Origin of the sequence: Ochrobactrum sp. WV_118_8 (assembly GCF_039631535.1) — a bacterium.
Classification (GTDB): Bacteria; Pseudomonadota; Alphaproteobacteria; order Rhizobiales; family Rhizobiaceae; genus Brucella; species Brucella anthropi.
On sequence record NZ_JBDIUZ010000001.1, the window covers coordinates 2,111,466 to 2,131,640 of the forward strand.

Genomic DNA, 20,175 nt, shown 5'->3' on the forward strand with positions numbered 1-20,175 from the left:
GCCTGAAGCTAGGCGCAGACGCGGTTACGGCCCATATTCTTCGCGGCATAGAGCATCTTGTCAGCGCGACGATAGAGATCTTTCGAGGTCTCGCGCCGATCCCATATCGCAAGACCGATACTGACGGTAACGCCAAGCTTTTCATCGCCAAGATCGATTTCGAGCGTCGATATGGCCTTGCGAATACGATTAGCAAGCTTGATCATCAATTCCGCGTCCATGTTCGGCGCAAGGACTGCGAACTCCTCGCCACCAAGCCGGGCGACAACATCATGATACCGTGTATAGTCCTTGAGACACCGCGCCACCTCCTGCAGCACGACATCGCCAATGTCATGTCCGTAGGTATCGTTCACGGCCTTAAAGTGATCGAGATCGATAATCATCAGTCCGACAGGCCGCTGTATACGGTCGAACTGGACCAGATATTCCTTTAGCGCCTCGTCGAAATAGCGCCGGTTCTGCATACCGGTCAGGCTGTCCGTCAGCGCGGCATGTTCGAGGGTCTGCGACCGTTCGGAAAGATCCTGCGTGATGACCTGCAGTTTGCCGTGGTCCAGCGCATCGGTGCGAATTTGGGGATAGATCAGGAACAACCCGCAAGCGATTGTCGCAATCAGCACCCAGATTGTGACGTGGTTCAGTTGGTCGAGTCTCGAAACCAGCTCATAGGCGTTCGCATCAAGAGGCAATGTCTGCAATTGTCCGATGTCGACACGAGCTTGATAAAGCAACAGCCCGATACCGAACATCAAAACAATCAGAATAAAAAATGCCCGTTCCGATTTATGAAACCGCATAGCCCGCGCCCACCTCTCCTGTTTCAGAGAGTGCCAGCGAGTTATTTCGTTGTCGTTAATTGAGCGAAGGCATCATCGGAATTTGCGTGCGTGCACCAGCGATCATCAAGCTGATTTCGAAACCAGGTCGACTGACGCTTTGCATATTGCCGAGTGGCGATAACCGAACGTTCAATGGCTTCTTCCCGCGACATCGAGCCTTGCAAAAATGCCGTGATTTCACGCACACCGATGGCCTTCATTGCCGGCAATGCCGGGTCGAGATCAAGCACCAGCAATGCCTTCACTTCGTCAATCGCACCATTGTCCCACATCAGGGCAAACCGCCGGGCAATACGCTCTGAAAGCCATGTCCGGTCCGGCAGCAAGACGATCTTGCGGGCGCTATCATCGTCTACCAGTGCCTGTCCCTTCGTCTGTTGCCATACAAGAAGCGACTTTCCAGTGCCTTCAAAAACCTCCAGCGCCCGAACGATGCGCTGGCTGTCGAAAGGTTGAAGGGTTGCGGCCATCTCCGGGTCACGTTCGCTCAGAAGCCGGTGAAGAAGTTCCGGACCGTCCGTCTCCATACGTCCTCGCCAATAGGCGCGAACATCACCCGGCACCTCTGGCATCTGCGACAGTCCACCGAGAAGCGCTCTGAAATAAAGCCCCGTCCCGCCAACGAAGATCGGGGTCCTGTGCTTCATGGCAGGTTGCGTTAGCAGGTCAGCTACATTATCCAGCCATCGTCCGGTCGAATAGGACGTCGATGGCGCGACGTGTCCATAGAGATGATGTTCTGCCGCAGCGAGATCCGCTTTGTTCGGCCGCGCAGTCAGAAGGTCAAGAACATCGTAAACCTGCATGGAATCAGTGTTCACGATGAAACCGCCGGTCTCATGAGCCATGCGAATGGCAAGTGCCGACTTGCCGCTGGCCGTCGGGCCAGCTATCAGGATTGCATTCGTGATCGCACCCTCATTCATCGTCGGAATTGCTCTCCATGTCCCAACAGGTTTCTCTCGTCGCCACTTTGATTGCCAATCCGGCCAAGGCCTCGCTTGCATCAGCGCTTGGGATTAAAGCCTCAGCGGCAGTGAATGCAACTGGACTCTATTGGCTGGCCGACAACATTGCCTGCGACATTGCGCTTCCATCGGGGATCAGCAGTGACGAAGCCGAAACCCTGCTGCGCCATTCGCTTGATGGCGCGCCGGTCGACGTGGTGGTGCAGGAACAGGAGCACCGACGCAAGAAAATTCTGATTGCCGACATGGATTCCACGATGATCCAGCAGGAGTGCATCGATGAACTGGCAGAGGAAGCCGGGCTGCGCGAGCATGTGGCTGCAATCACCGCGCGCGCCATGAACGGCGAGATCGCTTTCGAACCAGCCTTGCGCGAGCGGGTCGCCTTGTTGAAAGGTCTGCCGCTCAACGTAATCGACAAGGTCATTTCAACCCGCATTACACTGATGCCCGGCGGCCCGGAACTCGTGCGCACCATGCGTAAACATGGCGCCTACACGGCGCTTGTGTCCGGCGGTTTCACCTCATTCACCCAGCGTATCGCCGAAATGATCGGCTTCAACGAAGATCGTGCGAACAGGCTGATCGACGATGGCTTGCATCTGACCGGGCTGGTCACAGAACCAATTCTCGGCCGGGAAGCCAAGGGCGAGAAACTCGAGGAAATCGCCGAACGTCTTGGCCTCACACCAGATGATGCAATCGCAGTAGGTGACGGGGCGAACGATCTCGGCATGATTCAGCTTGCAGGCACCGGCGTCGCACTCCACGCAAAGCCGACCGTAGCTGCGCAGGCCAGAATGCGGGTTGACCATGGCGACCTGACCGCCCTCCTCTATATTCAGGGCTATCGAAAGAGGGATTTCGTTCAATGATCATTCTGGAAACGCCACGCCTCATCATCCGGAACTGGGAAGATCGCGACCGCAACCTTTTCCATGTCATCAATTCCGATGAAGAAGTCATGCGTTTCTTTCCCTTTCGCAGAAATCGCTCGCAATCGGATGAACTGTTCGACCACCTCCGGAAGATGATTTCTGAAACGGGTCTCGGTTTCTATGCGCTGGAAGAAAAAGAAGAAGGTCAGTGCATCGGTTTCGCCGGTCTCGCCCGCACTGACCTTGAACCTTATTTACCGGATGGCACCGTTGAAATCGGCTGGCGGCTGGCCCCTCCCTTTTGGGGCAAAGGCTATGTGACCGAAGCAGGCAAAGCGCTGATCGAATACGCTTTCGGCACCCTTGGCCTCACCGAAGTGGTTTCCTTCGCTGTCCATAATAATGAGCGGTCTACAGCCGTCATGCGCCGCATCGGCATGACCGGCGACCCGTCGAGCGATTTCGACCATCCCCGCGTGCCGGATGAAACTCCGCATTTGAAGCTTCATTCGGTCTACCGCATTCAAGCAGCCTGACCGGCCACCCAGCCCGAAGACCATGCCCACTGGAAATTATAGCCGCCGAGCCAGCCGGTAACATCGACGACTTCGCCGATGAAAAACAGGCCGGGAACGGATTTGGCTTCCATGGTCTTGGAGTCGAGATCGCGCGTATCGACCCCTCCAAGCGTAACCTCCGCCGTACGATAGCCTTCCGAACCGGCGGGCTTGATGCGCCAGTCGTTTATCACGGCCTCGACACGGCGGAACATCTTGTCGGACATATCCGCCAGATGACCGGTCACACCAATTTCCTCGGCTATGGTCTGCGCAAGTTTTCTCGGAAGATAAAGCGCCAGTGCGGTCTGCAATGCCTGCTTGCCGTTCTGTTTGCGCTGCTCACGCAGGGCTTCGAAAATGTCCGTCTCCGGTAGCATCGCAATGCGGATTTCATCTCCTTCACGCCAGTAGGAAGAAATCTGCAGGATCGAAGGACCACTGATACCGCGATGTGTGAAAAGCATCGCTTCGGCAAATTTCGTTTTGCCACAGGAGACAACGGCATCGACGGCAACACCGGCCAGCGGTTTCAGCCGTTCCAGCGTGTTGGGTTCAAACGTCAATGGCACCAGTGCCGGGCGCGTTTCGACAATCCGCAATCCAAATTGTGTCGCGATATCGTAGCCGAAGCTTGTAGCTCCCATCTTCGGGATCGATTTTCCACCGCATGCCACAACCAGTGATCGACAGCGAACAGGTCCATCCGTTAGCTGAAGCGTAAAACCATGTGCGGATTTTTCGAGCGAACTGACACTGCAACCAAGCTTTAGTCGTGCACCATGGCGCTTCATTTCCCCCAGCAACATCTCAATTATCTGCAACGCCGAGCCATCACAGAAGAGCTGCCCGAGTGTCTTCTCGTGATAGGCGATACGATGACGTTCCACGAGCGCAATGAAGTCGCGCTGCGTGTAGCGGCTCATAGCAGAGATACAAAAATGCGGGTTCTGTGAGAGATAATTTTTCGGACTTGCATGAAGATTGGTGAAATTGCAGCGACCACCGCCCGATATACGGATTTTCTCACCGGCTGCCTTTGCGTGATCCACGACCAGCACGGAACGCCCGCGTTTGGCCGCCTCGATGGCACACATCATGCCTGCCGCGCCAGCGCCTATGACCACAATATCGACTGTTTCCAACTCACCCTACTCCGAATGGCGCCGGTCCATAGCATACCGGAGGCGAATGAAACAGAAGGCTCTGCCATTTCGAACGACAAATAAGGAAGTACTCGAATCTCTTTGTACGGTTCTGGCGCCAAGTGGCTCAAACCGCAAAACAAAACGGCATTGCAGATTTCCCTGCAATGCCGCTTCAGCAGTACATTCAATTGAGGATCAATTGATCCGGACAGTCACGAAACGCAGTTCCCCCGAACGAGAAGCCAGCATCATAAGTGCATTCTTGCGTCCTTCTCGGCGCAGTGCGTCAATGCGCTTCTTCACGTCTTCCGGCGTCTTCACGTTCACCTGCCCGATATCGACGATAACATCGCCGGTTTCGATACGCTTCTCGCCAGCAGCTGAACCAGGAGAGACGTAAAGAACAGCAACGCCTTCTACATCTTCGGCAATGCCAAATTCTCCGCGAACATCGTCATTCAGCTCGCTGAGCTTCATTCCAAGAACGCTCGGGGCAGCGTCACTCTTCTGTTCTTTTTTTGACGTATCCGGCGTTTCCGCACCTTCATCACCGCCCTCGCCCTCGGGCAGCGGAGCCTGATCTTCCGTCGCAGCTTCGGTGCTCTTGTCATCCTCGACCAGACGTCCGAGCTTGACCTTCACCGTCTTTTCCTCACCCTGACGAACCACGACAATCTCGACTTCCTTGCCAACCGGGGTTTCTGCAACCAGTCGCGGCAGATCGCGGGCGGTATCGACCGGCTTGCCTTCGTAGCGGATCACGACATCTCCGGCTTCAATGGCCTTGTTGTCGACACCGGAATTTTCGATCAGCCCGGCAATCAGCGCGCCCTTGGCTTCCTTCAGTCCAAGGCTCTGAGCGATATCCTCGGTAACAGGCTGGATACGTACACCAAGCCAGCCACGGCGAACTTCACCGAACTCCTTGAGCTGGTCGATAACACCCACAGCCATTTCCGCAGGGATGGCAAAGCCGATACCGATAGAGCCGCCCGAGGGCGAGATGATTGCAGTGTTGATACCGATCACCTTGCCATCCATATCGAACAGCGGCCCACCGGAATTGCCACGGTTGATGGCCGCATCGGTCTGGATGAAGTCATCATAGGGACCGGAATTGATATCTCGCTTGCGGGCCGAAATAATGCCCGCAGTCACCGTTCCACCAAGACCGAAGGGATTGCCAATCGCAAGGACCCAGTCGCCGATACGCGCCTTTTCCGAATTACCGAACTCTACGGCCTTCAGCTTATGCTTGGACGGATCAACCTTGAGGATCGCCAGATCGGTCTTGATGTCTTTTCCGACCAGTTCCGCTTTCAGCTTGGACCCATCGTTGAAATTGACTTCGATCTCATCCGCATCGGCGATGACGTGATTGTTCGTGACGATGAAGCCCTTTTCGGCATCGATGACGAAGCCGGAACCCAGCGACTGGACCTTGCGTGATTCATCGCCTTGCGCGCCGCCCTTGTCACCGAAGAAGTCCTTGAAATATTCCTGGAACGGAGAGCCTTCCGGCACCTGCGGCATCGGAACCGCACCGTCACCTTCGCCATCTTCCTTGACGGTCTGTGAGGTCGAGATGTTCACCACTGCATCCAGCAGCCCTTCGGCCAAATCGGCAACAGAAGCCGGCCCCTGAGCCGCGATTGCCGGAGGTGTTCCTACCGAAAGAGTGCCAGCGACGGTCATCGCCCCCAATGCCACGGTTGCGAAAAGGGTGCGAGCAAATCCCGCCTTTGGTGCAATTACCATGAAGCCCTGCTCCGTTCCTGTCTGCTTGCAGTCGTTTGATTAGCGATAGATGTACTAAGGCTTGATCGCTGCAAAATACGGCCTGTTTACGGCCCCGCATAGACTACAGACAATAAATAACGGAAGGAAAGCGGCTTATCCCCTGACAAGCCAGACAATGCCGACGCCGATTGCGAGCGCTGCAATCCCGGCAATGCGCAACATGTTCTCCGGCGTCTCACTCGCTTCACGAGCAAGCTTCTTCGCCAAGGAAGGAAAGCCGCCGTAGAGCAGCCCTTCGAGAACGAAGAGAAGACCTACGGCGGCTAGAAAATCGCTCATGAGCGTTTGACCCGGTTGTTACTGGGCAGGCGTTGCCAGCTTGCCGCCAGCATCGCGGAAGAACTTGAAGAACTCCGAGTCCGGCGAGAGAACCAGCGTTGTATCCGGGGTCTCAAGGGCTTCACGATAAGCAGACATCGAGCGGTAGAAGGCGAAGAAGCCAGGGTCCTTGCCTGCAGAGCCTGCGAATATCTCACTGCGCTGCGCATCGCCTTCACCACGAAGGATTTCCGATTCCTTGCGCGCTTCTGCAATCGTTTCGACGACCTGACGATCCGCGACAGCGCGGATGCGCTGGGCAGCTTCACGGCCACGGGCACGCAGGCGCTCTGCTTCGGCAAGACGCTCTGCCTTCATGCGGTCATAGGTCTGCTGCGAAACTTCAGCCGTCAGATCGGTACGACGGATACGCACATCGGCGATGGTCAAGCCAAGCGACGTCGCATCGGGACGAAGCTGGTCACGCACTTCGCGCATCATGTCGCCACGCTCTTCCGAAAGTGCCGCTTCGAATCCGCGCTGGCCGTAGACGCTACGCAATGCAGCATCAAGACGAGTACGAAGACGCTGCTCGGCAAGCAGCGTGCTGCCCGAAACGGTTTCACGGAACTTGCGCGCATCGGTAATGCGATAAACGAGGAACGCGTCGACGTCATAGAACTTGCCGCCCGAAACCTGAACGCGGATATCGTCCAGATCGAAGCGCAGCAGGCGATCATCGATCAACTGCACAGTATCTGCATCAAGGAAGCCAAAAGGTAGTTTGAAGTAGATGCCCGGTTCCGTCTTCACATCAACGATCTGACCGAAGCGAAGCACGATAGCCTGCTGACGCTCGGATACGATGAACGTGGCGGAGTAGATCAGGAAAGCGATGACGGCGATAATGCCGCCAATGATTGGGAGCCTGTTCTGAGCCATTACTGGTTACCTCCGCTCGGGGTCGTCGTGGTCGCATTCACGCCTGGGCGTGGCTGCTGGCGCATGAGTTCGTTCAGCGGCAGATAAGGCACGACATCCTTTCCAGGTTCGACAATGACTTTCTTGGTGCTCTTCAGCACCTGTTCCATGGTTTCGAGGAACAGACGGTTACGCGTTACTTCCGGCGCCTTCTGGTATTCACCCAGAACGGAGCTGAAACGCTGCGCCTCACCTTCCGCGTCCTGAACGACACGGTTCTTGTAAGCGGCTGCTTCTTCGCGAAGCTGGGCTGCTTCACCACGAGCCTGACCGAGCTTCTGGTTCGAATACTGGTTCGATTCTTCCACGAAACGGTCTTCGTCCTGTTCGGCACGCTGCACTTCATCGAAGGCATCAGCCACTTCACGCGGCGGTGCTGCATCTTCGATGGAAACGGCATTGATCTGGATACCCGTTTTGTAGGTATCGAGCGTCTGCTGAACAATATCGCGAACACTGGATGCGATTGCCGAACGGTTGTCGCGGAAAACGTCCTGAGCCGGTCGACGGCCAACGATTTCGCGGATCGCGCTTTCAGAAACCTGCTGCACCATCGCATCCGGATTATCGACGTTAAACAGATAGGCCTGCGGATCGGAAACGCGATACAAAACCGAGAACTGAACGTTGACGATGTTCTGGTCGCCCGTCAGCATCAGGCCCTGCGTCGCACTTCGGTTGCCCTGCCCACCGATATTGATCTGCTTTTCGACGATCTGCGCCTTTTCATAGGTTTCAATCGGCCACCAATGGAAATGCAGTCCCGGTTCGGACACTTCTTCCTTCGGCTTGCCGAAGCGCAATTCAACAGCGAGTTCGTCCGGCTGCACGGTATAGACGGACTGGAAGAGCCAGAAGCCGACAACTGCCGCGCCAATAAGGAAAAGAACGCCGCGATTGCTGCCGCCCTTGCCACCACCACCGGGGAAGACCTGCTTCAGACGATCTTGTCCTTTGCGCAGAATATCTTCGAGATCAGGTGGTGTGTTCTGGCCGCCGCCACGTGGGGCCTTTGGCCCTTGTCCCCAAGGACCGCCATTATTGTTGTTATTGTTATTATCGCCGCCGCCACCCCATGGGCCGCCGCCACCATTCTGATTACTCCAGGGCATCCTCACCTCTCGTCCAGGCGACGGGAAAGCGAGCTGCCCACTCCCGTCATCAACTAATGTTTCCGTTTTATAGGCATCGGGAGGTCCGCTTTCAACGCGAAGACGACAAAATTCGTGAACTATGCTTTACACAGCACGTTTTTCGTACACAAAATAGCGCGTTGGGTGACTATCCTTGTCACCAGCGGGCACATCCTCCTGCGAAACGACGCGCCAGATTTGGAGGTCGATTTCTGGAAAATGCGTATCTCCATCGATCTCGGCCAGCACGCGGGTCAGGTGAATATGGTCCGCGAGAGGCAAAGCCTGCGCATAAATTTTCCCGCCGCCTATGACGCAAACCTCTCCGACACCCAGGTCAGCGGCCAGTTTTTGTCCGAGCGCAATTGCCTCTTCGAGAGAACCGATAGCACTTGCACCTTCAGCCTGAAATCCGTTGTCCCTCGTCACGACAATATTGGGCCGTCCCGGCAAGGGGCGCCCAATAGATTCCCAAGTCCGCCGCCCCATGATAACCGGCTTGCCGAGCGTCAGGGCCTTGAAGCGTTTGAGATCGGTTGAAAGCCGCCACGGCATATCATTGTCGCGCCCAATGACGCCGTTTTCGGCGGCAGCAACAATGATCGAAACAATCGGTTCTTGTACGGACATGGAATGCCTCAAACAGCAATCGGCGCTTTGATCGTCGGATCGGCCTCGTAGCGCTCAAGCTGGAAGTCCTCGAAACGAAAGGCAAAGAGGTCCTTCACATCCGGATTGATCCACATTGTCGGCAATTTCTTTGGTATTCGGGTAAGCTGCAGGCGCGCCTGATCGAAATGATTGGCGTAAATATGCGCATCCCCGAGCGTATGGATGAACTCTCCCGGTTTCAGACCGGCAACCTGCGCGATCATCATCGTCAACAACGCATAGGAAGCGATATTGAACGGCACGCCCAGAAATATGTCCGCAGAGCGTTGATAAAGCTGGCAGGAGAGTTTTCCATCGGCGACATAGAACTGGAAAAGACAGTGGCATGGCGGCAAAGCCATTTCATCGACCAGCGCCGGGTTCCATGCCGATACAATCAGTCGCCGCGAATTGGGATTTCCATGCAGCATCTTGAGAAGATTCGCGATCTGATCGATATGACGACCATCCGGCGCTGGCCAGGAGCGCCACTGATAACCATAAACCGGGCCCAAGTCGCCATTCTCGTCTGCCCATTCATCCCAGATCGAGACGCCATTTTCCTTCAGATAGGCGATATTCGTATCACCTTTCAGAAACCAGAGCAGCTCATGGATGATCGAGCGAAGATGCAGCTTCTTGGTCGTGAGAACCGGAAACCCCTCTTCGAGATTGAAGCGCATCTGATGTCCGAAAACCGATCGCGTACCTGTACCCGTGCGGTCACCACGGTCGGTGCCGTTATCCAGCACATGTTGAAGAAGATCGAGATAGGTGCGCATGGGGGATGATCCAGAATCCGATTCGTTTAAGCCACTATAAAGAAAAACCCCGGTGTAAGGCACCGGGGCTTCGGATTCACCAGATCGCTGTGGATCAAAGGCCGCCGAGTTTTCCGAGCTGCTTGGCGACCAGATAATAGAAGGTAACGCGATTCTTGTTGCGATCACCCTTCATGACTTCCGCAACATGCGCGACGACTTCGTCACCCTTAGCTTCGTCATCAACGCCGAGTTTCTTGGCAACCCAATTGGTGCGGACGCGCTTCAATTCTTCCGGGTCCGTTGCCGAAACGAGCGAGGAATCGCGATTGCGCAGCGCAATACCCAGATGCTTGACGATCTTGTCGACTACAGCTTCATCGGCACCGGCATCGTAGCGACGGACATCCGCGAGATATTCACTCATATATCCACTCTCCTTCGAATGGGGTATCAGCACCCCGTTTCAGCCACGGAATCCGGCTATATAAGAATTTACTTGCCGACCCCGATATGTTGCGAGGATTGACCAGCAAATGCAGGCTGTCAATGAAAAATGAACACAAGGGCTGGTTGTCGGGAGCCTATTGGCAAAACCCGTTAAAAACTACGCACCCTCTTCCAATCATGATCAACCGCGCCTATATACGGCGTGTCGGCGCAAGCTGACTATGGTGATAAATGGACGGTGTAATAAACCCATTGGACCCGGGGGCGGTACCCGGCGCCTCCACCAGAATACAAATCAGCCTATCGGTTTGTATTGTGGCGGGGGCGAAACAGGATCGACAAGGGTGTAAAGATCGCTCTTTTACTCGGCATGATACCACCGTTATCGGGTCAATTGAGTAGTTGCAAATGACAACAAAGCTCAGGGTTATGCTCTCGCTGCCTAATGGCGGTGCGGGAAACCCACTCTAAAGTCCTTAGGGTTAGCCCCTTAAGGCGGGGTTCGGAGGCACCTGGCAACAGAAGCCTCCACTTTCCCTTTCACATTGCTTATGCAGCGGCGGCTTCCGTATCGAGTTCACTTGCCTTGCGCGAAAGAACGATCTGCGTCAGCACGAAGGCTGTGAGCGCACAACCGGCAATTCCGCCGACCATCGGCACAGCCGTTCCGTCAAAGAACGAGCCTGTCACACCAATGGCAACGCCGCCAATCACGAAATGCAGCGTACCCATCAGCGCAGAAGCAGTTCCTGCAATCTCGCCGTGGTCTTCCAGAGCCAGCACCGCCGTTGTCGGGATGACAAGGCCAAGGAAACCATAGCCAACGAACAGGAAGCCTGCGATCAACCAGAGCGACTGATGCCCCATGAGTGCGGCGGCGAACATGGCGAGCATTGCCGCTGCAAATCCGGAAACGGCGAATCGCATGACACGGCGAAGCCCGAAGCGTGCCCCCAACCAGCCGTTCAACTGCGAAACGCCAAAGAACGATACTGCATTGGCCGAAAACGCGATGGCATATTGCGTCGGCGTCAGGCCGTAATGGTCGATAAGCACGAAGGACGAGTTGGCGAGATAGACGAAAAAGGACGCGATGCCAAAGCCGCCAACAAAGACCAGTCCGAGGAAATAGCGATCCTTAAGCAGACGACCGTAGCCGCGCAAGGCGCTGCCCAGATTGCTTTCAAGCCGGGCCTCTGCTGTCCGCGTCTCTTTCTGTGCAGTGGCCACCAGAATGATACCAATAACGGCAGCGACCAGAACCGCCCAGAAAACACCACGCCAGCCAAAGAAGCTGATGATGACGGAACCGGTCAGCGGCGCCAGAATCGGCGAAATGGAGAAAACCAGCATCAGAAGCGACATCAGACGCGCTGCCTCGATACCTGTGTGAAGGTCTCGCACGACGGCGCGCGGGATGACCATACCAGCTGCGGCACCCAGCCCCTGAACGAAGCGGAAAAGCACGAGCACATCTATATCGGTCGCGACGGCGGAGCCAATGCTGCCGATACCGAACAAGACCAGACCGCCATAGAGCGGAAGTTTACGCCCGACCATATCGGACAGCGGCCCGCAGAAAAGCTGCGCAACCGCGAGAGCAATGAAAAAGGCCAGAAGGCTCATCTGCACCGCACCAGTTTCCGCGTGCAAATCGGCGGCAATGGTGGGCAGAGCTGGCAGATACATATCGATCGCAAATGGGCCAATGGCGGAAAGAAGGCCAAGAACAATGGCATTGCGCACAAGACTGGAAGCCATGGGGGACGCGCTTTCATCAATGTTTCGTGAGGTTCCCGCACCGATTTCGGATCTCCGGTTTTGCTTGGGAGGATGGCGCCGTCGGGCTCGCAAAACCGGTACAGGACAGATAAATATTTGTATTCGCTACCGGTTTTCGTTCCATCTTAACGATATCGACCTGTTTTCCATTACGGTCGACACTTGAAAACTCTGTAGCGAAAGGCATTCTATACGCATGGTCAAAACAGATTTGACACTGATGTCAAATTAGACACCATTGTCCAAAACGTCAAGCTATCTTATGTTGGAGTCATGAAGCCTACTGACATTATCGACATGGCCGCCCTGCCCGAGAAGCGTGCTGCATCCGAAAAGGGCCTGAATTCCGCGGTAATAAAGCCCGGACAGTGCATGAAGCGCGACTTCATTTTGTGCTCTGCTGCGCGTGTTTTCAATCGCGACGGATTTCAAGGCGCGAGCATAGACCTCATTGCCAACGAAGCGGGCGTGTCACGTCAAACCATCTATAATCACTATCGCGATAAGGAAGCTTTGCTTGCTGCCGTCGTCGAGGATGCGCTTGCACGTATGAACGCGAGCCTGTTCGCAGTTCTGGCCACTTTCCCCCAGACTGGCGAAAATCTGGAGCATGATCTGGTGGCTTTCTCGATCCGTATGAGCCGGAATTGCATATACGATTCGTCCGGTGCGTTTCTGCGCAAGGTAATGCAGACCAATGAGACCAACCTGCCGCTTGCAGCCAATATTTGCAGCACCAAAGGCCCGGCACAAGCCATCCCGGCCATAGCAGCCCGTCTGGCGCGCCTCGCCATGGATGGTCATCTGCGCGTCGACGATCCGGACCTTGCCGCACGCCATTTCATGGCGCTTATCAATGCCGACACGCACTACCATATGCTAACCGGTCAGGGTGTGGACGATGCAATCATCGAAAAGAGCGCCGTCAACGGAGTACGCACGTTCCTGATGGCCTTCGGAAGTCGATAGAGGCAAGCGCACCCTATTGCGTTCAAAAATTGCACATCTTTCCGCCACAGGCGTCGCCCTATTGCTTTTTCAGATCATATATCATCCGTTCCGGCGAGAACGAACTTGACATCGACCTCCGAATCCGTGGGATAAGCAAACCATGGTACAGGACCTAATCCGTTACGATATTCTCGCTCAGGAAGCCCTACGCGGCGTCATTCGCAAGGTTCTTGCGGAAGTGGCCAAGGCTGGCTTGCCAGGCAACCATCATTTCTTCATCACGTTCCTGACTGGAGCGCCCGGTGTGCGAATTTCCTCGCGCCTGAAGGAGAAATATCCCGAGCAGATGACAATTGTTTTACAGCATCAGTTCTGGGACATGCTCGTTACGGATCAGTTGTTCGAAGTCGGTCTGTCTTTCGGTGACATTCCTGAAAAGCTGACTGTACCTTTTTCTGCCGTCCGTGGTTTCTACGACCCTTCGGTCAATTTCGAACTCGAATTCGATGTCGCGATCGCACAGCCAGAAAGCGACAATGACGAAGGCGGCAATGTAGCCCCTATCGAAATCCTCCCCACGGAAGCACCGGTCGAGAAGGCAGAAAAGCCTAAATCGAAGTCGCGCAAGACTGCAGCCGAAAAAGAAGCCGCTGCGGCCAAAGACAACAATCCAGATGATGGCACCGACAAGGAAGCCAAACCTTCTGCCGATGTTGTTTCACTGGATGCTTTCCGGAAAAAGTAATTCCGCACACACCATCCTCATGTGAATAATGGGCCAGAAACCCGTTTGTTTGATTGGACAGTTCCGTTTCACTGTTGATCGTGATCAATGGTGAAAAGCAAACCGGCGCTTTATACTCTGTTCTGACGGCAACCAGTTCAGGATTGAGTTCGATGATTCGTGCAATTGCTCAGGCAGTATTGTGGGTAAGCGGCATTGTCGCGGCTTTCTTCGTGGCAAAAGACGAACCCAACTTTCCGCTTCTGCAGATGACAGTTGGGCTTATACTTCTTATTCTGGCGTCCTTGGCCATCTGGTGGTTCACCAACCCCAAAGATCCACAGAAGTAGAACCAGCCTATTACGAGCTTGCGAGACAGGGCCGAAACGCGGTAATTTTTCAGGAGCCTTCAACATTTCCGCGTGGTTCCATGAGCGATATCGTCAATCTCAGACAGTTCAAAAAGCAGAAAGCCCGCGCTGAAAAAGAAAAGCAGGCTGACCAGAACCGCATTCAATTCGGTCGTACGAAGACCGAAAAAGCTTTCGCTCGCACGGAGACGACAAAAGCGGAACGTTTTCTGGATCAGAACCGTCTGGAAAAAAACGATAAGCCGGACGAGACAAAGTGAACTCGTCAGGACGTTTACGCAAACATTCCGTCAGTATTCGCGGGCACGCAACCAGCTATACGCTTGAAGACCCGTTTTTCGAACTGGTTGAGGAAATTGCGGCCACACGGGAGCTTTCCGTAGCGGCCCTGATCGCAGAAGTCGACAGCAAGCGTGACAGATCAATCAATCTGTCTTCCGCACTTAGACTTCATGTTCTGGATTGGCTCAAATCCAGAGTAACTCAAGGCTGAGGTACAGGCACCACAGGCGTCGTTTCCAGACTTTTCAGGAATTCGTTGAGGGATTGACCACCTTCCGGCGATGCCAGAGGATCTTTCGATCCACCCGCCGGTCCGCCTTGCGGCTTCTCAGCCTCAAGCCGTTGAGCTTCCGCGGCGGTTTTCCGAGCCGCTTCGCGCGCACTGGCTTCGGCACGACGTCTCACCTCGTCCTCACGCTGCGAACGATCACGTTCCACTTCATCTGCTTCGAACAGCCCAAGCTGACGACGAAGGCGCTGCTTCTCCATCAAACTCGCCTGCATGGATTCAACACGTTCCTGTTCGCGTTCAAGCGCACGCTGGGTCAGAAACTGAACGAGCGGCTGCTTGTCGAATGACACCTCCGGCGCGCTATAACTTCCGCCGAGAGAAAAGGCCACCTGCGGAGAAATACCTGTATCGGCGCCATCCCCGTTCTGGAACGTCAAAGTACCGTTTCCGCCAATTCCCAGTGTCGACAGATCGAATTGCAGATCGCTGAGAAGAGCCGCATTTCCATCGCTCAGATTTGCCGCAGCCATACGCGCGACACCGCCGCTGATCGTAAAGTCAAACCGCGCGTTGCCTGGCGCAAATGTGCCCTGCCCGGCTGCCTTGTCGGCAATGCCGACAAATTGCTTGGAAGCAAGCTTGTCGGAACCGGAGAACTGATCGCCCGTTGCATCGGCCGCCGCTATCATTGCAGGCAATGCCGCCCCATCCAGACCGTCGACGGTGAAATTCTCCACGTCAAAACTTGCCGCTCCCGCCAGCGATCCGACCAGCGCCGCAACGCTCTCGCCGCTACCATTCAGATTGACGGCAGCTTTCACCACACCGCCCAGCGGTGCAGAACCGTTCTCTAGCTGGTAAAAATCCTTGAGCTTTGCGCCACTCCATTTGAGCTCTGTCGAGAGGAGTGCATTCTTGTCGCTATTGCTCAGAGAAACGTTTCCAACCAGATATCCACCTGCCCAGTTGCCGGTCAATTCGTTCAACTGAAGACTATCCATGGTCTTCAGAAGCCGTGTTGAAAACTCCGTAGCGGTCCCGAACCCTTCCATATGAGCTTGCGCCACGTTGAGCTTCATATCCAGCAATAACGGCAGGGACGGACGGACCGCGAATGCACCACGCGGCCAGATTGTCTTCGCGGTGGGCTTTGCCGGCTCAAATGCATCCTGCCCAAGCATGATAGCAGCAAGACTATCAACCTCGAGCGTTGCGAGCTTTGCCTCACCCTTCAACTGCGGCAGGCCGCTATCGGCAAAATTGGCCTCCAGCCGCGCGGAAACATCTTCTCCATCCAGCTTTCCTGTCAGATTGGGAAACCGCAAGATACCCTTTGCGAACTGAAAATCGCTGGCAAGGTCTGCTGAAAGACCTTCACCAAATCCGGGCAGCGCGAAACCGACCGTTGCGATGAATGGTTGCAGATCGGCGGAACTCAGCTGGGCCTTGCCGCTGGCAGCGATATCCCCTCCGACCAGCGAAATCACACCATCAGTTGTGGCCGTCCCGTCAGGCGCCGTCAGTTTGAGTAATGTCCGCATACCTGCACTCGGCGCGCCCTGCATGCTCAGGTCGGCGGTAAGTTCACCAGCCAGCCCCAAGGGCAAGGCGGGCATACCGATCAACGCAAGTACCACTTCACCTTGATCCGATGTAGCAGTGCCGTTCAATTGCATCTGCAACGGCTCGCTCTCACCCTCGCCACCGCTCGCCGTGCCCGACAGGTCCAGCTTCATGCCGCCTGTTTTTCCGGTAACACTGAACGAAAACTCCCCGACACCGGGAGCGCTTTCGGTGTTCGCCTCAGCAGGCCGGGCACTCTTACCCTTGGATGCCGCGCCTTTAGCAGGTGTCTTGTCCGCCACTGGCACGGACGGCGCCACCGCATTGGCGATGACATTGATCTCGCTATCCTCGAACAGCCCAGGGAAATTTGCCGCGCGCAACGAAAGCGCATGAAACAGCGGTAGCTGGGGATAGCGGTTGGCCATCAGCGAGAGGAAACGCGAAAGATCTCCAGACAGTATCGTCGCATCGAGCGAGCCGGAAGGCGTATTGGAGAAGGGTTCGTAGGTGCCTGTTGCAGTAAGCGTCGTGCCCGCTACATCGCCAACCAGCAGCCGGTCGAAATCGAAGCGCCCGTCATGCAGCCGGAGCGCCATGTCGACATTGGCCGCTTCCATGTCCTGATAGCGGACAGGCCCCGCCTTGAATGCCAGGTTCAGCGATTGGCCATCGAGAAAATCCAGCCCGTCACCACTGGAAAAAAAGGCTGTAAAAGCTTGCAGCGCTTCGCTTTCCACCGCTCCACCATTGAGGGCGAGCGTAATTGCAGGCTGTGCCAGACCCTTTACTTCGCGAACAAACGAACCTTTGAGTGTGGTTTTCCCCAACGCAATTTCGAGATCGTTGATCCGCTGCATTCCGTCGCGAAGATCGACCTGTCCTGAAAAACCCGCGCCTTCGAGCTTGCGCACGGAATCGTCCACAGTCTCGTTCAGCCAGCTTGCGAGACCGGACGGCTGACGCGAGGCAACGAGCATATCCCCCTTGAAGCCGAAATCCTTGCCAACCGAGAGCGTACCCTTGGCTTCCACCTTGGTTCGCCCCGGAAGATCAGCAGCGAACTGACGAATATTCCAGTTCTTTCCGTCAGGTTCCGCGCTCACTGTGACCGAGCGTATCGTTGTGCCGCCCGCGATGACGGCAGGAAGGCGCAAATCCACATTGCCGGGTATGGTGGGAATGGGAAGTTGTTCGAGAACGCGGCGCGCTATCGCAATACGATCAGTAACCGGCACGGCAGAACCGGATTGTTCTTCGCTGGCGGCTTCATTCGGGCCCCAGAAAAGCTGCTGTCCGTCGGCGCTGACCTCGAAACGCGGCTTGGCGCCATAATCAATGAATGCCTTGCCATTCACCACATAAGGATTGTCGGCAGGCCCCTGCTCCATCCGGAATTCGCTGGCATCGAAGCGACCGCGATCCGCCTTGAATTTACCGGTTACGCGTACGCCACTGAAAAAAGGCATTACCGTCGGTGTCTTCTGATCCTTAGTCGTCTTGACAACCATATCGGAAGAGCGGAGCGAAAAATCACCGGCGTAGTCGAGCCGACCTTCTGTCACGGTCACATCGCCATCGGTCTCGAAAGTAGCCGGGATTGCCTCCGGCGAAATGCGAGCGCGTACGCGCAGCGAACCGTCCGGCTTCGCCTCGCCGCTTGTAAGGTCGATCGCCAGCTTTTCGCCTTGAAGAACGAGACTTCCGTTTGCCTGCCACGGACCTGCAAGACTGTTTGCGGAGATCACGGCATTGAGTCCGGTAGCTGTGTGACTGCGACCGCTTGCCTCTTCGCGAAGGGTAATTGTTCCGTCACTAACGGAAAGCCGCTCCAGCTTGATTTTCGTCGGATCGAGCGGCGTCGACGGGCGGATTGCCCAATCGACCTTACCGCTTTTGTCCAAGGAAATCGTGGCTCGCGGGCGATCCACGCGCATATCGAAAATCAGAAGTTGGCCGCGCAGAAACGGCATCAGTTCGGCATCCATCGAAAACGTATCGACGGTCATCACTGGATGAGCCGCATCGGATCCAACACGCACATCGGAGAAAGCGACAGAAGGAAACGGCAAAAGCCGTGCGCTGACGTCACCAGCGACCTTAACAGGGCGCCCCAAAACACGGCTGGCCTCGCGCTCGAAATCGGCACGATAGCCGCTCCAGTCAACAAAAGGCGGCACGACAAGTGCTGCCGTCAACAGCAGCACGAGAAGCCCGCCGACGATGACGAATATGCGGCCCAAGAACCAGCTCCGGTCAAACAGATTGCAAGTTAGCGCGAAACAAAGAGTGAATCACGCTGTCTTTATCTGCGCAACATAACGGCATCGATCCGGCGACAACAAGGCAAATTGCATCACAGCCATATCGATATGCACGCCTGCCCGAATCAAACTCTTGGCAAACCCGTCCAAACGGCTGATTTGAATCAGGAAATCAGTATTTTGCCCGGATTCATGATGTTGTCTGGATCGAGCGCTTTCTTGATGGCCCGCATGTAGTCCGTGGCTTCACCCAGCTCCATGGCCAGATACTTCATCTTGCCCTGCCCGATGCCATGTTCGCCGGTGCAGGTTCCTTCCATGGCAATGGCACGTTTTGCCAATCGGTCCATGAATGCTTCGGCACGCTCCATTTCGCTCACATCATCCGTGTCCAGAAGCAGGAGAAGATGGAAATTACCATCCCCCACATGCCCGACAATTGGTGCTATCAGGCCTGTTTCGGCAAGGTCTTTTTCCGTCTCGCCGATGCAATCGGCCAGACGCGAAATCGGTACGCAGACATCGGTGGAAACACCCTTGCAACCGGGCCTCAGCAAAAAAGATGCAAGATAGGCGTCGTGACGCGCCCGCCATAGCCGGTCGCGTTCCTCGGCATCGTGGGTCCACTGGAAATTGCCCCCACCATTGCCTGCAGCAATTTCTCCAAACAATTCCGCCTGTTCGGCAACGCCGCTTTCCGTGCCGTGGAACTCGACAAACAGATAGGGCTGTGCCTCATAAGGCAGTTTGGAATGGAGGATCAGCGCCTGCATCTGAAGCGTGTTTACAAGCTCGATACGTGCAACGGGGATACCCATCTGGATGGTTTCAATCACCGTGCGGCAAGCCGAATCCACATCCGGGAAAGGACAGATACCGCCGGAGATCGCCTGCGGTATCCCCTGTAGTTTCAATGTCAGTTCGGTGATGATGCCAAGTGTTCCCTCGGCTCCGACAAGCAGCCTCGTGAGATCGTAACCCGCAGCCGTCTTCTTCACGCGCTTGGAAGTCTCGATCAACCGCCCATCGGGCATCACGGCTTTCAGCGCCAGCACATTCTCGCGCATAGTCCCATAACGCACCGCATTCGTACCGGACGCACGGGTGGAAGCCATACCGCCCAGCGTGGCATTGGCACCCGGATCAATTGGAAAGAACAGTCCGGTATCGCGCAGATATTCATTCAATTCCCGGCGCGTAATACCCGGTTCCACCACGCAATCCAGATCTTCCGCATGTACGGCAATCACCCTGTTCATGCGCGTAAGGTCAAGAGAGACACCACCAGCGGGCGCGTTCACCTGCCCTTCGAGCGACGAACCGGCACCGAAGGCGATAACCGGAACGCGATGTTCAGCACAAATGCGGACTACATCCTGCACCTCCTGCGCAGTCTCCGCAAAGATGACGATGTCCGGCGCCTGCGTCGGCACATAGGTCGTCGTGTGACCGTGTTGTTCGCGGATAGCCTGACCGGTCTGCGCACGCTCACCGAAACGCTGCTTGAGAATACCCACTGCTGCGGCAATACCGTCCTCATTGCGTGCAAGCGCGACAACATTTTCAAGCGACATCGTTC

20 protein-coding genes and 1 other RNA gene are annotated in these 20,175 nt (G+C 55.6%); 8 read left to right on the top strand and 13 right to left on the bottom strand.

Annotated elements, in window-relative coordinates; genetic code table 11:
- Nucleotides 1-8: 8 nt before the first annotated feature.
- Nucleotides 9-800, bottom strand: a complete 792-nt coding sequence (locus ABDF71_RS10265) for a GGDEF domain-containing protein (RefSeq protein ID WP_010659770.1) — start codon at nucleotides 798-800, stop codon at nucleotides 9-11.
- 41 nt (nucleotides 801-841) lie between these two features.
- On the bottom strand, nucleotides 842-1,768 hold the full coding sequence (miaA, locus tag ABDF71_RS10270; RefSeq protein ID WP_010659769.1) for a tRNA (adenosine(37)-N6)-dimethylallyltransferase MiaA: 927 nt from the start codon (nucleotides 1,766-1,768) through the stop codon (nucleotides 842-844).
- Between the two features lie 17 nt (nucleotides 1,769-1,785).
- Here miaA and serB point away from each other — a divergent pair, with 17 nt between their 5' ends.
- Both serB and ABDF71_RS10280 read left to right on the top strand, forming a co-directional pair.
- Complete coding sequence (serB, locus tag ABDF71_RS10275; RefSeq protein WP_151663972.1) at nucleotides 1,786-2,685, top strand: phosphoserine phosphatase SerB; 900 nt, start codon at nucleotides 1,786-1,788, stop codon at nucleotides 2,683-2,685.
- Nucleotides 2,682-3,224, top strand: coding sequence for a GNAT family N-acetyltransferase (locus ABDF71_RS10280; protein ID WP_010659767.1), 543 nt, complete (start codon nucleotides 2,682-2,684; stop codon nucleotides 3,222-3,224). The genes serB and ABDF71_RS10280 overlap by 4 nt, the downstream gene beginning before the upstream one ends.
- On the opposite strand, the gene ABDF71_RS10285 is transcribed toward ABDF71_RS10280, so the two are convergent.
- From ABDF71_RS10285 to ABDF71_RS10320, 8 genes are all read right to left on the bottom strand, one after another.
- Nucleotides 3,212-4,390, bottom strand: a complete 1,179-nt coding sequence (locus ABDF71_RS10285; protein WP_151615733.1) for a BaiN/RdsA family NAD(P)/FAD-dependent oxidoreductase — start codon at nucleotides 4,388-4,390, stop codon at nucleotides 3,212-3,214. The two genes, ABDF71_RS10280 and ABDF71_RS10285, sit on opposite strands and share 13 nt — an antisense overlap.
- Before the next feature lie 198 nt (nucleotides 4,391-4,588).
- A complete protein-coding gene (locus ABDF71_RS10290; RefSeq protein WP_010659765.1) occupies nucleotides 4,589-6,151 on the bottom strand; it encodes a Do family serine endopeptidase in 1,563 nt (520 codons plus the stop codon).
- A 135-nt stretch (nucleotides 6,152-6,286) separates the two neighbouring features.
- Nucleotides 6,287-6,472, bottom strand: a complete 186-nt coding sequence (locus tag ABDF71_RS10295; RefSeq protein WP_006467185.1) for a DUF2065 domain-containing protein — start codon at nucleotides 6,470-6,472, stop codon at nucleotides 6,287-6,289.
- An 18-nt stretch (nucleotides 6,473-6,490) separates the two neighbouring features.
- Nucleotides 6,491-7,393: a protease modulator HflC gene (gene hflC, locus ABDF71_RS10300; RefSeq protein WP_010659764.1), complete on the bottom strand. Its 903-nt coding sequence runs from the start codon at nucleotides 7,391-7,393 to the stop codon at nucleotides 6,491-6,493.
- Complete coding sequence (gene hflK, locus ABDF71_RS10305) at nucleotides 7,393-8,544, bottom strand: FtsH protease activity modulator HflK (RefSeq protein ID WP_012091791.1); 1,152 nt, start codon at nucleotides 8,542-8,544, stop codon at nucleotides 7,393-7,395. The genes hflC and hflK overlap by 1 nt, the downstream gene beginning before the upstream one ends.
- 126 nt (nucleotides 8,545-8,670) lie before the next feature.
- A complete protein-coding gene (locus ABDF71_RS10310) occupies nucleotides 8,671-9,195 on the bottom strand; it encodes a dihydrofolate reductase (protein WP_010659762.1) in 525 nt (174 codons plus the stop codon).
- A gap of 8 nt (nucleotides 9,196-9,203) precedes the next feature.
- Nucleotides 9,204-9,998, bottom strand: coding sequence for a thymidylate synthase (locus ABDF71_RS10315; RefSeq protein WP_151663974.1), 795 nt, complete (start codon nucleotides 9,996-9,998; stop codon nucleotides 9,204-9,206).
- 94 nt (nucleotides 9,999-10,092) lie between these two features.
- Entirely contained in the window at nucleotides 10,093-10,404 is a 312-nt protein-coding gene (locus ABDF71_RS10320) for a DUF2853 family protein (RefSeq protein ID WP_010659760.1), read from the bottom strand.
- A gap of 188 nt (nucleotides 10,405-10,592) precedes the next feature.
- On the opposite strand from ABDF71_RS10320, the gene ssrA reads away from it, so the two are divergent.
- Nucleotides 10,593-10,960, top strand: a transfer-messenger RNA (tmRNA) gene (gene ssrA, locus ABDF71_RS10325).
- A 16-nt stretch (nucleotides 10,961-10,976) separates the two neighbouring features.
- Here the strand turns inward: ssrA and ABDF71_RS10330 are convergent.
- The gene (locus tag ABDF71_RS10330; protein ID WP_010659759.1) at nucleotides 10,977-12,188 is read right to left on the bottom strand and encodes a multidrug effflux MFS transporter; all 1,212 of its coding nucleotides are present in this window, start codon (nucleotides 12,186-12,188) and stop codon (nucleotides 10,977-10,979) included.
- Between the two features lie 294 nt (nucleotides 12,189-12,482).
- Here ABDF71_RS10330 and ABDF71_RS10335 point away from each other — a divergent pair, with 294 nt between their 5' ends.
- From ABDF71_RS10335 to ABDF71_RS10355, 5 genes are all read left to right on the top strand, one after another.
- A complete protein-coding gene (locus tag ABDF71_RS10335; protein ID WP_029376072.1) occupies nucleotides 12,483-13,178 on the top strand; it encodes a TetR/AcrR family transcriptional regulator in 696 nt (231 codons plus the stop codon).
- A 142-nt stretch (nucleotides 13,179-13,320) separates the two neighbouring features.
- Nucleotides 13,321-13,905: an SspB family protein gene (locus ABDF71_RS10340; protein ID WP_010659757.1), complete on the top strand. Its 585-nt coding sequence runs from the start codon at nucleotides 13,321-13,323 to the stop codon at nucleotides 13,903-13,905.
- Between the two features lie 53 nt (nucleotides 13,906-13,958).
- A complete protein-coding gene (locus ABDF71_RS10345; protein WP_036563653.1) occupies nucleotides 13,959-14,234 on the top strand; it encodes a hypothetical protein in 276 nt (91 codons plus the stop codon).
- 80 nt (nucleotides 14,235-14,314) lie between these two features.
- A complete protein-coding gene (locus ABDF71_RS10350) occupies nucleotides 14,315-14,515 on the top strand; it encodes a DUF4169 family protein (protein ID WP_010659755.1) in 201 nt (66 codons plus the stop codon).
- Nucleotides 14,512-14,748 (top strand): ribbon-helix-helix domain-containing protein, encoded by a 237-nt coding sequence (locus ABDF71_RS10355; RefSeq protein ID WP_010659754.1) that lies wholly within the window; start codon nucleotides 14,512-14,514, stop codon nucleotides 14,746-14,748. The genes ABDF71_RS10350 and ABDF71_RS10355 overlap by 4 nt, the downstream gene beginning before the upstream one ends.
- Here the strand turns inward: ABDF71_RS10355 and ABDF71_RS10360 are convergent.
- Nucleotides 14,739-18,575, bottom strand: coding sequence for an AsmA family protein (locus ABDF71_RS10360; RefSeq protein WP_151663976.1), 3,837 nt, complete (start codon nucleotides 18,573-18,575; stop codon nucleotides 14,739-14,741). The two genes, ABDF71_RS10355 and ABDF71_RS10360, sit on opposite strands and share 10 nt — an antisense overlap.
- Nucleotides 18,576-18,760: 185 nt before the next feature.
- Nucleotides 18,761-20,170 carry an FAD-binding oxidoreductase gene (locus tag ABDF71_RS10365; protein WP_151615737.1) on the bottom strand — a complete coding sequence of 470 codons (1,410 nt, stop codon included), beginning with the start codon at nucleotides 20,168-20,170 and terminating at the stop codon, nucleotides 18,761-18,763.
- Between the last annotated feature and the right edge of the window lie 5 nt (nucleotides 20,171-20,175).